The organism is Streptomyces mexicanus, from assembly GCF_902506575.1.
Classification (GTDB): Bacteria; Actinomycetota; Actinomycetes; order Streptomycetales; family Streptomycetaceae; genus Streptomyces; species Streptomyces mexicanus.
The window spans coordinates 5,331,355-5,344,962 of sequence record NZ_LR732544.1 but is presented as its reverse complement, the minus strand read 5'-3'; the positions used below and the strand labels follow the sequence as shown (position 1 = coordinate 5,344,962).

Annotated in this window: 12 protein-coding genes; 3 read left to right on the top strand and 9 right to left on the bottom strand. The window is 69.8% G+C overall.

Annotated elements, in window-relative coordinates; all coding sequences use genetic code 11:
• Nucleotides 1–609: 609 nt before the first annotated feature.
• The 3 genes from GV126_RS24040 to thyX form a co-directional block, all read right to left on the bottom strand.
• Nucleotides 610–2,295 carry a ribonuclease J gene (locus GV126_RS24040; protein ID WP_159670403.1) on the bottom strand — a complete coding sequence of 562 codons (1,686 nt, stop codon included), beginning with the start codon at nt 2,293–2,295 and terminating at the stop codon, nt 610–612.
• Between the two features lie 193 nt (nt 2,296–2,488).
• The gene (gene dapA, locus GV126_RS24035) at nt 2,489–3,388 is read right to left on the bottom strand and encodes a 4-hydroxy-tetrahydrodipicolinate synthase (protein WP_159670400.1); all 900 of its coding nucleotides are present in this window, start codon (nt 3,386–3,388) and stop codon (nt 2,489–2,491) included.
• A gap of 225 nt (nt 3,389–3,613) precedes the next feature.
• A complete protein-coding gene (gene thyX, locus GV126_RS24030; RefSeq protein ID WP_159670397.1) occupies nt 3,614–4,354 on the bottom strand; it encodes an FAD-dependent thymidylate synthase in 741 nt (246 codons plus the stop codon).
• A 262-nt stretch (nt 4,355–4,616) separates the two neighbouring features.
• On the opposite strand from thyX, the gene GV126_RS24025 reads away from it, so the two are divergent.
• On the top strand, nt 4,617–4,850 hold the full coding sequence (locus GV126_RS24025) for a hypothetical protein (protein ID WP_159670394.1): 234 nt from the start codon (nt 4,617–4,619) through the stop codon (nt 4,848–4,850).
• 98 nt (nt 4,851–4,948) lie between these two features.
• A complete protein-coding gene (locus tag GV126_RS24020; RefSeq protein WP_159670391.1) occupies nt 4,949–5,506 on the top strand; it encodes an SCO5741 family PH domain-containing membrane protein in 558 nt (185 codons plus the stop codon).
• 111 nt (nt 5,507–5,617) lie between these two features.
• Here the strand turns inward: GV126_RS24020 and GV126_RS24015 are convergent, their stop codons facing one another.
• The 5 genes from GV126_RS24015 to rpsO form a co-directional block, all read right to left on the bottom strand.
• Nucleotides 5,618–6,073 carry a tetratricopeptide repeat protein gene (locus GV126_RS24015; RefSeq protein ID WP_159670389.1) on the bottom strand — a complete coding sequence of 152 codons (456 nt, stop codon included), beginning with the start codon at nt 6,071–6,073 and terminating at the stop codon, nt 5,618–5,620.
• Between the two features lie 24 nt (nt 6,074–6,097).
• Nucleotides 6,098–6,850, bottom strand: coding sequence for a 4-hydroxy-tetrahydrodipicolinate reductase (dapB, locus tag GV126_RS24010; RefSeq protein WP_159670386.1), 753 nt, complete (start codon nt 6,848–6,850; stop codon nt 6,098–6,100).
• A gap of 83 nt (nt 6,851–6,933) precedes the next feature.
• The gene (locus GV126_RS24005; protein WP_159670383.1) at nt 6,934–8,313 is read right to left on the bottom strand and encodes a M16 family metallopeptidase; all 1,380 of its coding nucleotides are present in this window, start codon (nt 8,311–8,313) and stop codon (nt 6,934–6,936) included.
• Nucleotides 8,310–10,529: a polyribonucleotide nucleotidyltransferase gene (locus tag GV126_RS24000; protein WP_028424456.1), complete on the bottom strand. Its 2,220-nt coding sequence runs from the start codon at nt 10,527–10,529 to the stop codon at nt 8,310–8,312. Before GV126_RS24000 ends, GV126_RS24005 begins: the two co-directional genes overlap by 4 nt.
• Before the next feature lie 421 nt (nt 10,530–10,950).
• On the bottom strand, nt 10,951–11,238 hold the full coding sequence (gene rpsO / locus GV126_RS23995) for a 30S ribosomal protein S15 (protein ID WP_003997419.1): 288 nt from the start codon (nt 11,236–11,238) through the stop codon (nt 10,951–10,953).
• A 344-nt stretch (nt 11,239–11,582) separates the two neighbouring features.
• Here rpsO and GV126_RS23990 point away from each other — a divergent pair, with 344 nt between their 5' ends.
• Nucleotides 11,583–11,879, top strand: coding sequence for a DUF397 domain-containing protein (locus GV126_RS23990; protein WP_159670380.1), 297 nt, complete (start codon nt 11,583–11,585; stop codon nt 11,877–11,879).
• Between the two features lie 150 nt (nt 11,880–12,029).
• On the opposite strand, the gene GV126_RS23985 is transcribed toward GV126_RS23990, so the two are convergent.
• Nucleotides 12,030–13,508 (bottom strand): outer membrane protein assembly factor BamB family protein, encoded by a 1,479-nt coding sequence (locus tag GV126_RS23985; RefSeq protein WP_159670377.1) that lies wholly within the window; start codon nt 13,506–13,508, stop codon nt 12,030–12,032.
• Between the last annotated feature and the right edge of the window lie 100 nt (nt 13,509–13,608).

Sequence of the window (13,608 nt, the reverse complement as noted above, 5' to 3'; positions counted from 1 at the left end):
TCCCGAAGGAGGTTCATCGTTCGACTTGCATGTGTTAAGCACGCCGCCAGCGTTCGTCCTGAGCCAGGATCAAACTCTCCGTGAATGCTTCCCCGTGATCGGGGCGAACACCACGAGAGCGGAACCGCGAGGAGGAATAATCCTCACGGTTCACAGCGTCCTCGCTGTGTTATTTCAAAGGAACCTCGCCCCAGCCATCAGACCGGAGACGGGGTATCAACATATCTGGCGTTGACTTTTGGCACGCTGTTGAGTTCTCAAGGAACGGTCGCTTCCTTCGTACTCACCCTCTCGGGCTTTCCTCCGGGCGCTTCCCTTCGGTGTTTCCGACTCTATCAGATCTTTTCTCGATCCGATTTCCTCGGTGCTTTCCAGATTCCCGCTCTCGCGTTTCCCTTTCCGGCGGTTCCGACTTTATCAGAGATTCTGAGTCGGTTTTCCCGCCCCTCCGGGAACGTGGTCCGGGACGCCTGAGGCGGCCGGGTTCCCGTGTGGGCGGAGCCGTAAACGTACTGGAGCGGGGCGCCTCGATGCAAATCGAGGCGCCCCGCCAGCAGTTCACCCGTCGGACCGCGCGTCAACGGGCTCCGGACCGCGTCCGGCGGTGCGTCAGACCTCCACGACGACCGGGAGGATCATCGGCCTGCGCCGGTAGGTGTCCGAGACCCACTTGCCCAGCGTGCGGCGGATGAGTTGCTGCATCTGGTGGCTGTCGGCGATGCCCTCCTGGGCCGACTTCTCCAGGGCCTGCGCGATCTTCGGCATGACCTCGCCGAAGGCCGAGTCCTCGATGCCCGAGCCGCGGGCCTGGATGTGCGGGCCGCCGGTGACCTTGCCGGTGGTGGAGTCCAGCACCACGAAGACCGAGATGATGCCCTCGTCCCCGAGGATCTTGCGGTCCTTGAGCGCGGGCTCGCCGACGTCACCGACGGAGAGGCCGTCGACGTACACGTAGCCGGCCTGGACCTTGCCGGAGATCTTGGCCTTGCCCTCGACGAGGTCGACGGTCACACCGTCCTCGGCGATGACGATGCGGTCGTGCGGAACACCCGTGAGGGCGCCCAGCTCGGCGTTGGCGCGCAGGTGCCGCCACTCGCCGTGGACCGGCATCAGGTTCTTCGGGCGGCAGATGTTGTAGAAGTACAGCAGCTCGCCGGCCGAGGCGTGGCCCGAGACGTGGACCTTGGCGTTGCCCTTGTGCACGACGTTGGCGCCCCACCGGGTGAGGCCGTTGATCACGCGGTAGACCGCGTTCTCGTTGCCGGGGATGAGCGAGGACGCCAGGATCACGGTGTCGCCCTCGACGATGCGGATCTGGTGGTCCCGGTTGGCCATACGGGACAGGGCCGCCATCGGTTCGCCCTGCGAGCCGGTGCAGACGAGGACCACCTCGTGGTCCGGCAGGTCGTCCAGCGTCTTGACGTCCACCACCAGGCCAGGCGGCACCTTCAGGTAGCCGAGGTCCCTGGCGATGCCCATGTTGCGGACCATCGAGCGGCCGACGAAGGCGACGCGGCGGCCGTACTCGTAGGCCGCGTCCAGGATCTGCTGGATGCGGTGGACGTGGCTGGCGAAGCTCGCCACGATGATCCGCTTGCGGGCGCCGGCGAAGACCTGGCGCAGCACGCCGGAGATGTCCCGCTCGTGCGGGGTGAACCCGGGGACCTCGGCGTTCGTGGAGTCGGTCAGGAGGAGGTCGATCCCCTCCTCGCTCAGGCGTGCGAACGCGTGCAGGTCGGTGAGGCGGTTGTCCAGCGGAAGCTGGTCCATCTTGAAGTCGCCGGTGTGCACCACCATGCCGGCGGGTGTGCGGACGGCGACCGCGAGCGCGTCGGGGATGGAGTGGTTGACCGCGATGAACTCGCAGTCGAACGGGCCGATGCGCTCCCGCTGCCCCTCGGCGACCTCCAGGGTGTAGGGGCGGATGCGGTGCTCCTGGAGCTTGGCCTCGATGAGGGCGAGGGTCAGCTTGGAGCCGATCAGGGGGATGTCCGGCTTCTCCCGCAGGAGGTAGGGGACGCCGCCGATGTGGTCCTCGTGGCCGTGGGTGAGGACGATGCCCTCGATGTCGTCGAGACGGTCCCGGATGGACGAGAAGTCCGGCAGGATCAGGTCGATTCCGGGCTGCTCCTCCTCGGGGAAGAGCACTCCGCAGTCGATGATCAGCAGGCGGCCGCCGTACTCGAAGACCGTCATGTTGCGGCCGATCTCGCCCAGACCGCCGAGCGGGGTGACGCGCAGGCCGCCTTCGGCGAGGGGCGGGGGCGGGCCGAGTTCAGGATGCGGATGACTCAAAAGATTCTCCTCAACCACGCGCGCCACGTACCGGTGGCACGTGGCGCGCGTGACGTTCGTGCAGAAGCAGTTGTCGTTGTCGGTTCTCTTGTGCAGGCACCGGTCGGCCTGCCTGTTCAGTTGTGTCGCCCGTGGGCCTCGTGCCGGAGGGCCGGGGCCGGGCGGTGCGAGGGGACCTCGCGAAGTCTCGTTGTCAGAGCTGTACCCCGCCGGCGGCAAGATCGATCTTGAGTTGCTCGATCTCTTCGGGGGTGAGCTCGACCATGGGCGGCCGCAGCGGTCCGCCGGGCAGTCCCTGCAGCGCGAGGGCGGCCTTGGTGGTCATGACGCCCTGGGTGCGGAACATGCCGGTGTAGACCGGCAGCAGCTTCTGGTGGATCTCGGTCGCCTTCTGGACGTCACCGGAGGTGTAGGCGTCGATCAGGGCCCGCAGCTCCGGGGTGACGACGTGCCCGACGACCGAGACGAAGCCGACCGCGCCGACGGAGAGCAGCGGCAGGTTCAGCATGTCGTCGCCGGAGTACCAGGCGAGGCCGGAGCGGGCGATGGCCCAGCTGGCGCGGCCCAGGTCGCCCTTGGCGTCCTTGTTGGCGACGATCCGCGGGTGCTCTGCGAGGCGGACGATCGTCTCCGTGTTGATCGGGACGCCGCTGCGGCCGGGGATGTCGTAGAGCATCACGGGCAGCCCGGTGGCGTCGGCGATGGCCGTGAAGTGCCGGTACAGACCCTCCTGCGGGGGCTTGTTGTAGTACGGCGTGACGGTGAGCAGGCCGTGCGCGCCGGCCTGCTCGGCGGCGCGGGCCAGCTCGATGCTGTGGTGGGTGTCGTTGGTGCCGACGCCGGCCACGACGTGGGCGCGGTCGCCGACGGCTTCCACGACCGCGCGTACGAGGTCCGATTTCTCCGCATCGCTGGTGGTGGGGGACTCGCCGGTGGTGCCGTTGACGACCAGGCCGTCGTTGCCTGCGTCCACCAGGTGGGCGGCGAGCCGCTGCGCGCCGTCGAGGTCGAGTACGCCGTCCGCCGTGAAGGGCGTGACCATGGCGGTGAGGACCCGCCCGAAGGGGGTCTGCGGAGTCGAGGTCGGAGCCATGGGTAACACGCTACTCGCTGCTCCGGGAGGAGGCTTCCCTCGGGGCGGGTGACAAGTCGTGACAAAGAAGGAGCCCGGCACTGCCTGCTCGGGGGTTCAAGCAGTGCCGGGTCCGTTTGATCAGGCTAGATGAACTTCCACAAAGGCCGCAATACGGACACTTCGCGAGGCTGACCCGCACACCAGTACCTGCGGTAACGGGTGCGGGGACCGGTGCGACGGGCGTTACGGCGCGACCCGGCCGTTGGCGTTGAAGGCGGCGTAGGTGAGCGGCATGAGCTTCGCCCACTCGGCCTCCATCTTCTCGCCCACCATCTCGATCTCCCGCTGCGGGAACGAGGGCACCTTGGCCAGCTCGTGCTGGGTGCGCAGGCCGAGGAAGTGCATCAGCGAGCGGGCGTTGCAGGTGGCGTACATCGACGAGTACAGGCCCACGGGCAGGACCGAGCGGGCCACCTCGCGGGCGACCCCGGCCGCGAGCATCTCCTGGTAGGACTCGTACGCCTGCCGGTAGGAGTCCTCCATGACCCGGCCCACCAGTTCCTGCTGGGCCTGGGTGCCCTCGACGAACCGGTACTTGCCGGGGCGGCCCTCCTGGACCAGCTTGCGGGACGCGTCGGGGACGTAGAAGACGGGCTGCAGCTCGCGGTAGCGCCCGGACTCCTCGTTGTAGGACCAGCCCACGCGGTGCCGCATGAACTCGCGGAAGACGAAGATCGGGGCGCTGATGAAGAACGTCATCGAGTTGTGCTCGAAGGGGCTGCCGTGCCGGTCCCGCATCAGGAAGTTGATCAGGCCCTTGGAGCGCTCCGGGTCCTTGTCCAGCTCGTCCAGGGACTGCTCGCCGATGGTCGAGACGCGGGCGGCGAACAGCACGTCGGCGTCCGAGGCGGTGTGCTTGACCAGCTCGACGGTGACATCGCTGCGGAAGCTGGGCTTCAGGTCGTCGGCGGGGGTGTCGGTCACGGCTCGCGGGGTCCCCTCCCTCACCTCGTGCGGGGCGGCCCGTCAGGTCTTTCGGGCGGCGCCCACTCTACGGCCCGGCTCTGACATCGGGGCGTTCGGTGCCGGGCCGCGACATCTTCGGTGAAGATCCGCGAATTCAGGGAAAGCGGGCACCTTTCGGGACACTCGTGCGTCTGTATGGGTGAGACACCCACGTATGTGTATGGGTGGCGCACTCACGTTCGATCGCTGCTTCATCGATCCGGAAAGGAGCCGAGCGCCGATGTCCGTTCGGCGGGAGTCTGTCCCGTTCGCCTTCGTCGCCGAGGCCGACAGGTTCCGCAGCAATGTCACCCCCCCGCCCCGGCCGCGGCCGACCGCCGGGCAGATAGCCGGGCGCTGCCTGCTGGGCCTGACCATCGTCGCGGGACTCGTGGGCTCGCTGATCCTGGGCATGCCCGCGCTGTCGGCCGATCATTCCCCCGCGCAGACGCAGCAGGCCGTGCAGAGCCGCTGAGCCTGCCCGCCCCGTCGGCCCCCCGCGGGTGGTGAGCGACGACACAGCCGGATAGCCTCACCGGCACAGCCCCTGCCGGGATCGAGTGAGGACCAGCCGTGCCCCTGTCCTTCCTGACGGCCGACCGCGCCTTCGACGCAGTGGACGACGTTGCGCTGCCGTTCGACGACCGGGAGCGTTGGAGGCGCCCCTACCGGCCCGGGCCGTGGCGGGGGGGCGGGGCCGCGCTGGTGCTGTTGCTCGCCGCGTTCGTCCTGCTCGCGGGGGGGGCGACCGCGCTGACCGGGGACCCGTCCGGCGCCGCGGTCTGCCTCGGCGTCGCGCTGGTCGTCATCGCCTGCGCACTGCGGCTGCTGCGCGTGGGCGTGTGGGTCAGCGCCCGCGGCCTACGCCAGGTGGGCTTCTTCGTCAGCCGTACGACGCCCTGGGCGCAGGTCGCCGGGGCGCGCACGCTGCAGCAGCCCGTGCGCTGGCTCGGGCTGCCGCGCACGGTCCAGGGGCAGGCCCTCGTGCTGGAGCGCAGGGACGGCCGGGATCCGCGGGCCGTTCCGCCGCTGCTGACCACGCACAACGCCGACTTCCTGGGCCGTCTGCCGGCGTTCGACCGGGCGGCGGACGCGGTGGAGGCGTGGGCGGAGGAGTACCGGGGCCGCTGACCGGCGAAGCCCGCCGTCAGGGTGCCGTGACCCGGCTGTCACCCGGCCCCCCGTCTGCTCTCGTCCGGGAGTGCCCGCGCGCCCGCGAACCGCGGGCGGGGGCGTTGGCCGTCAGGGCGCCGGGATCGGCTTGCCGTCGTGCAGGGCGATGGCGCGCTGCATCGCCTTGCGGGCGCGCGCGGTGTCGCGGGCGTCGTGGTAGGCCACGGCCAGGCGGAACCAGGTGCGCCAGTCCTCGGGGGCGGCCTCCGTCTCGGCCTTGCGCTTGGCGAAGACCTCGTCGGCCGAGTCGCGGTCGATGCGCCCGCTGGGGGTGCGCTTCAGCTCGTCGACGGGCAGGCCCCCCTCGGCGTCGAGTTCGGCGGCGAGTTGGTTGGCCCGGCGGACGAACTGGGTGTTCTTCCACAGGAACCACAGGCCGATCACCGGCAGGATCAGTACGGCGATCCCGAAGGTGACCGTGACGGGCGTGCCGGACTGGATGAGCATGACGCCGCGGCTGCCGACCAGGACGAAGTAGAAGACCAGGACGGCGGCCGTGACGAGATAGGTGATCTTCGCGCGCATGAGGGGCTCGGGGTTTCTCTTCGCTCAGCTGAGGTCGAGGAAGTGTTCCAGGCCGAAGGTCAGGCCGGGAGTGGTGCCCACGCGGCGCACGCCGAGCAGGATGCCGGGCATGAAGCTGCTGTGGTGGAGCGAGTCGTGCCGGATGGTGAGCGTCTCGCCCTCGCCGCCGAGCAGGACCTCCTGGTGGGCGAGCAGGCCGCGCAGCCGTACGGCGTGGACGGGCACGCCGTCGACGCTGGCGCCGCGGGCGCCGTCCAGCGCGGTCGCGGTGGCGTCCGGGGCCGGGGCCGTACCGGCCTGACGGCGGGCCTCGGCGATGAGCTGGGCGGTGCGCGTGGCGGTGCCGGAGGGGGCGTCCACCTTGTTGGGGTGGTGCAGCTCGACCACCTCGACCGACTCGAAGTACGGCGCGGCGATCTGCGCGAACTTCATGGTCAGCACGGCCCCGATGGAGAAGTTCGGGGCGATGAGCACGCCGGTCTGCGGGGAGGCGGCGAGCCGCTCCCGCAGCCGCGCGAGGCGCTCGTCGGTCCAGCCGGTGGTGCCGACGACGGCGTGGATGCCGTTGCGGACGCAGAAGTCGAGGTTGTCCATGACCGACGCCGGGGTGGTCAGCTCGACCGCCACCTGGGCGCCGGTCTCGGCGAGGGTCTCCAGCTTGTCGCCCCGGCCGAGGGCGGCGACCAGCTCCATGTCGTCGGCGGCCTCGACCGCCCGTACGGCCTCGGAGCCGATCCGGCCCTTGGCACCGAGGACCGCCACGCGCAGCTTGCTCATCTCTTGCTTCCTTACGACCGGGGCTGACCGGCGCTCTGACCGGGTTCAGCGAGGTGGTGACCAGGGATCGTAGACCGGAGCGGTCAGGAGACCGCCGCGTGCAGGCCGGCGGCCTGCTTGTCCTTGAGCGGGCCGATGACCGACAGCGACGGGCGCTGTCCCAGGATGTCCCGGGCGACCTCGCGGACCTCGTCCGGGGTCACCGACGCCATCCTGGCCAGCATGTCGTCGACGGAGATCTGCTCGCCCCAGCACAGCTCACTTTTGCCGATACGGTTCATCAGCGCGCCGGTGTCCTCCAGGCCGAGGACGGTGGAGCCCCGCAGCTGCCCGATGGCGCGGCCGATCTCCTCGTCGCTCAGGCCGTTCTCGGCGACGTGGTCGAGTTCGTCGCGGCAGATCCGCAGCACGTCGTGCACCTGGCTGGGGCGGCAGCCGGCGTAGACGCCGAACAGGCCGCAGTCGGCGAAGCCGGAGGTGTAGGAGTACACGCTGTAGGCCAGGCCGCGCTTTTCCCGGACCTCCTGGAACAGCCGGGAGGACATGCCGCCGCCCAGGGCCGTGTTGAGGACGCCGAGGGCCCAGCGGCGCTCGTCGGTGCGGGCCAGGCCGGGCATGCCCAGGACCACGTGCGCCTGTTCGGTCTTCCGGCTCTGCAGTTCCACGCGGCCGGCGGTGCGCAGGACGCGCCGACCGTCGCGCGGGGCGACGGGCACGGCCTCGGGGTCCTTGAGGGCGCCGGCCTTCTCGAAGGCGGCGCGGACCTGGCGTACGACCTTGTTGTGGTCGATGTTGCCGGCGCAGGCGACCACGAGGTGGGTGGGGTCGTAGTGCTTCTTGTAGAAGCGGCGGATGCGGTCGGCGGTGAGCGCGTTGACCGTGTCGACGGTGCCGAGGACCGGGCGGCCCAGGGGGCTGTCGCCGAACATGGTGTGCGCGAACAGGTCGTGCACGCAGTCGCCGGGGTCGTCCTCGGTCATGGCGATCTCTTCGAGGATCGCGCCGCGTTCGACGTCGACGTCCTCCTCGCGGATCAGCGAGCCGGTGAGCATGTCGCAGACCACGTCGATGGCCAGCGGCAGGTCGGTGTCGAGCACCCGCGCGTAGTAGCAGGTGTACTCCTTGGCCGTGAACGCGTTCATCTCGCCGCCGACGGCGTCCAGGGCGGCGGAGATGTCCAGCGCGGAGCGGCGCGCGGTGCCCTTGAAGAGCAGGTGCTCCAGGTAGTGCGTGGCACCGCCCAGCGACCGGGTCTCGTCCCGGGAGCCGACGTGCGCCCAGATGCCGAAGGTGGCCGAGCGCACCGAGGGCAGGGTCTCGGTGACGATGCGCAGGCCGCCGGGGAGGGTGGTGCGGCGCACGGTGCCGATGCCGTTGGTGCCCTTGATGAGGGTTTGGGTACGGGCGACGGCCCGCGCCTCCGAGGAGGTGCGGGCCGTCGCCTTGAAGCCACGGGACGTCACTTGGCGGCGTCGTCCTTCTGGGTCTCGTTCTCTTCCTCGCCCTCGATCACGGGGACGAGGGAGAGCTTGCCGCGGGAGTCGATCTCGGCGATCTCGACCTGGACCTTCTGGCCCACACCGAGCACGTCCTCGACGTTCTCCACGCGCTTGCCGCCGGCCAGCTTGCGGATCTGCGAGATGTGCAGCAGGCCGTCCTTGCCGGGCAGCAGGGAGACGAAGGCACCGAAGGTGGTCGTCTTCACGACCGTACCGAGGTAGCGCTCGCCGACCTCCGGCATCGTCGGGTTGGCGATGCTGTTGATCGTGGCGCGGGCGGCCTCGGCGGACGGGCCGTCGGCGGCACCGATGTAGATGGTGCCGTCGTCCTCGATGGTGATCTCGGCGCCGGTGTCCTCCTGGATCTGGTTGATCATCTTGCCCTTGGGGCCGATGACCTCACCGATCTTGTCGACCGGGATCTTCACGGTGATGATCCGCGGCGCGTTCGGGGACATCTCGTCCGGCTTGTCGATCGCTTCCATCATCACGTCGAGGATGTGGAGGCGGGCGTCACGGGCCTGCTTCAGGGCCGCGGCCAGGACGGAGGCCGGGATGCCGTCCAGCTTGGTGTCGAGCTGGAGGGCGGTGACGAACTCCTTGGTGCCGGCGACCTTGAAGTCCATGTCGCCGAAGGCGTCCTCCGCACCGAGGATGTCGGTGAGGGTGACGTAGTGCGTCTCGCCCTCGATCTCCTGGGAGATCAGGCCCATGGCGATGCCGGCGACCGGGGCCTTCAGCGGCACACCGGCGTTCAGCAGCGACATGGTGGAGGCGCAGACCGAACCCATCGACGTCGAGCCGTTGGAGCCGAGGGCCTCGGAGACCTGGCGGATCGCGTAGGGGAACTCCTCGCGCGAGGGCAGCACCGGGACGAGCGCGCGCTCGGCCAGCGCGCCGTGGCCGATCTCGCGGCGCTTGGGGGAGCCCACGCGGCCGGTCTCACCGGTGGAGTACGGCGGGAAGTTGTAGTTGTGCATGTAGCGCTTGCGGGTCACCGGGGAGAGGGTGTCCAGCTGCTGCTCCATGCGCAGCATGTTCAGGGTGGTGACACCCAGGATCTGGGTCTCGCCCCGCTCGAACAGCGCCGAGCCGTGCACCCGCGGGATGGCCTCGACCTCGGCGGCGAGCGTACGGATGTCCGTCACGCCACGGCCGTCGATGCGCTTCTTCTCCTTGATCACGCGCTCGCGGACCAGCTGCTTGGTCAGCGCCCGGTACGCGGCGGAGATCTCCTTCTCGCGGCCCTCGAACTCGGGCAGCAGCTTCTCGGCGGCCAGCGCCTTGACGCGGTCCAGCTCGGCCTCGCGCTCCTGCTTGCCGGCGATGGTGAGCGCCTGGGCCAGCTCGGGCTTGACCGCGGCGGTCAGCGCCTCCAGGACGTCGTCCTGGTAGTCGAGGAAGATCGGGAACTCGCCGGTCGGCTTGGCGGCCTTGGCGGCGAGGTCCGACTGGGCCTTGCACAGCACCTTGATGAAGGGCTTGGCGGCCTCCAGACCGGCGGCGACGACCTCCTCGGTGGGGGCCTCGGCGCCGCCCTTGACCAGCTGGATGGTCTTCTCGGTGGCCTCGGCCTCGACCATCATGATCGCGACGTCGCCGTCCTCCAGGACACGGCCGGCGACGACCATGTCGAAGACGGCGTCCTCCAGCTCGGTGTGCGTCGGGAAGGCGACCCACTGGCCGTTGATGAGCGCGACGCGCACGCCGCCGATCGGGCCGGAGAAGGGCAGACCGGCCAGCTGTGTGGACGCGGAGGCGGCGTTGATGGCCACGACGTCGTACAGGTGGTCGGGGTTGAGCGCCATGACCGTGCAGACGACCTGGATCTCGTTGCGCAGGCCCTTCTTGAAGGACGGGCGCAGCGGACGGTCGATGAGGCGGCAGGTGAGGATCGCGTCCTCGCTGGGGCGGCCCTCACGGCGGAAGAAGCTGCCGGGGATCTTGCCGGCGGCGTACATCCGCTCCTCGACGTCCACCGTCAGCGGGAAGAAGTCGAGCTGGTCCTTGGGGTTCTTCGAGGCGGTGGTGGCCGACAGCACCATGGTGTCGTCGTCCAGGTACGCGACCGCGGAGCCGGCGGCCTGCTTGGCCAGGCGGCCCGTCTCGAAGCGGATGGTGCGGGTGCCGAAGGAACCGTTGTCGATCACGGCTTCGGCGTAGTGGGTCTCGTTCTCCACTAGCGTTTTCTCCTCGTCCTCGTCCCTCCCGCCCGTGTGGCGGGGGGACGGTGGCGGAGAAGCGCTCCCGTGCGGTGCGGGCCGGTCTTCGATCGAAGCACCCGGGACGCATTCCCGGGGGCCACTACCGAGGACCGGCGGCGGCTAGGCGCGCTCCTCCTCGTTCGTCGTGCGCGACGGCCCGCCCCCTGCGGGGGAAGAGCCATCACGCTGTGTCATGCGTAGTGCCTTCTGGTACCACACTACAAAGCGGCACTGACAGTCCGCACGTCTCCGCTCGGACGGAGGGGCCGCGCGGGCCGTCCGCGGCTTCCGCCGCCCTGCGGGGAAGCCGCCGTGCGCGGGCGGCGATGCCACCGCGCGCACATACGGCGAAGGGAGCGGCCCCCTGTCTCCCGGGAACCGCTCCCTTCACGGCGTCTTACTTGGCGCCCGCCGCACCACGGCGGATGCCGAGACGGTCGACCAGCGCACGGAAGCGCTGGATGTCCTTCTTGGCGAGGTACTGCAGCAGGCGGCGGCGCTGACCGACCAGGATCAGCAGGCCACGGCGGGAGTGGTGGTCGTGCTTGTGGGTCTTGAGGTGCTCGGTCAGGTCGGAGATCCGACGGGAGAGCAGAGCGACCTGGACCTCGGGGGAGCCGGTGTCACCCTCCTTGGTACCGAACTCGGCGATGATCTGCTTCTTCGTAGCGGCGTCGAGCGACACGCGTACTCCTCATGGTCTGTGAGTGGCCACCGAGTGCCCCTGGTCTTCTTCTCAGGGGAGCTTCCGTGACTCGGGAGGCGGGGATCCGCTGGGCGCGGCCTCCAGGGCGTGCAGGGTCACCTGCGGATGCGCCGGGGGTGCGTACACAAACGGCCGTCACTCAGGGTACCAGGCGGCCGCGGCCGCCCTCACCGCGCTCCGGGAAGCCTCCTGGCGAGGCCGCGCGGGCCACTAGGGTGAGCGCGGCGGACAGTACCCGAGAGGTACTGGGGTCGTACTACTACTGCGGTCGTACTACGCCGTCACTACGTCGGGACACTACGTCGGGAAGGGGTCGCTGCGGCATGGCGGAGACGGAAGCGGAGATCAAGGCACGCAAGGAGCGGGAGCGCGACGAACTGTACGCCCTGGACATCTCGGGCGTGGAGTGGCACTGCGCGCCCGGCACGGAGGAGCACGAGGAGCGCGTCGAGATCGCCTACCTTCCCGGCGGCGCCGTGGCCATGCGCTCGTCCCTGGACCACGACACGGTGCTCCGCTACACCGAGGCCGAGTGGCGCGCCTTCGTGCTCGGCGCCCGCGACGGAGAGTTCGACCTGGAGCCGGCGCCCGGAGAGGGCGGGGCGGCAGCCAAGGAGTGAGGCGGCTGTAGGCCGCCGCGCCGGTCATGAGGGGGGCGGCACGCGCGCGCGTGCCGCCCCCTCTTTGTTCGCTTGTCGTCTTGTTCGCTTGTCGTCTTGTTCGGTTCGTCTCGTTCGCTGTTCGGTTCGTCTCGTTCGTTCGTCGGCGGGTCAGTGCTTCGCGGCGAGGCTTCCGATGCCGAGGACCATCCAGGTCCACTGCTTCTGCTTGCCCGACGGGCCGTCCACGGAGCGGCTGCCGAAGAAGAGGCGGCCGTTCTGCACGACCACGTCGCTCCCGCCCAGGACGGTCAGCGCCTCTGCCTCGCTCGCCACGCTGAAGTAGAGGTACGGGGTTTCGGCGCCCGTGCGCGGATCGAGGCTGACGAGTGCCGAGGGCGAGATGTGGTCCTGGCCCAGTCGCAGCGCCAGGAGCTGGTCACCGCTCATCCGTATCGGGTACAGCAGGGCGTTGGGCCCCGATTCGTATTTCTTGACCGTGTTGCCGGTCGCCAGGTCGAAGCCGATGATCCAGTTGGAGGTGTGGAGACCTCCCGCCTCCTTGCTGCGCACGAAGGCCTGCCCGGCGCCGACCGCGATCGTCGGGCAGTCGTCGAGGACGACGAGGTCCACCTCGTCGGAGCACTCGCCGACATAGGTGCCGGACTGGAGCCGGATGGTGGCGCGGACCGTGCCGTGGGCGTCGAGGGAGAGCAGCTCGGTGTACCCGGTCTCGCCGGCCGCCGTCGCGAGGACGGCCGGGTCGGTGGACGGCACGCGCACGTCCCTGACGCCCGGGGCCACCGCGTACGTCCAGGCGACCCGCCCGGTCCGCGGGTCGAGCTTGCGCACCTTGTAGGTGACCGATTCCCAGGAGGTGGAGCTGGTGCCGGGGTCGGCACAGCTGAGCCGGTCGAGCAGCGCCCGCCCGCCCGCGACACCCGTGTCCCGGCACTGCTCCGGAGCCTTGCTGCGCCACAGCAGCTTGCCGGAGTCCATGTCGTACGCCTCGGCACCGCCGCCCCAGCTCACCGCGACGGTCGCGTGGGCGAGCGTCACGCTGGGCGTGTCCTGTCCGCCGCCGGTCCGGGACCCCGCGAACTGGTGCTCCCAGAGCATCTGTCCGCTGTCGAGGTCGACGAACGTGAGGTGGTCGCAGGGCGCGGTCTCGTCGTTCGCGCGGGACCTGGACAGCACGGCCGTACGACCGTCGACGGTCACATGACGCGTGTACCCGCAGATGAGACCGGAGAGCCGCAGCTTCCACGCCTCGTCGCCCGGTGAGGCGTCGGTGCCGATCCGCAGACCCGCGAGCGTGTTCTTGATGCCCTTGGCCAGGATCTTGTCCGTGGCCCACATGCCCGGCAGGTCCTCGTGCTCTCCGGGGGCCAGGCCGTCGGTGGAGAAGCGGAAGTCCATGACGCCCGTGGTGCTCGCCGGCTTCTTCTCGACCGTCTCCCGGACGTCGAGGCGGCCCTGAGCGACGGACTGCGGCTTGTCGTTCCCGGCCGGTGCCGAGTCGTCGCGCAGCAGCACGACGCCGACCACGGCCAGCACCGCCACGACGACGATCCCGGCCAGCCCCAGCAGCTGGTTCCTGCGGCGCTTCTTGCGCCGGCCGTCCGCCGACAGGGCGGACTGGGTGTACATGGAAGGAGGCGGGCCGAAGCTCACGCGCAAGGTCCCTTCGTCTCACGCCCCCGGTCCGGGGAGGCGCAGGCGTTGTCGTGTCGTCCGGAATGGATCGGCC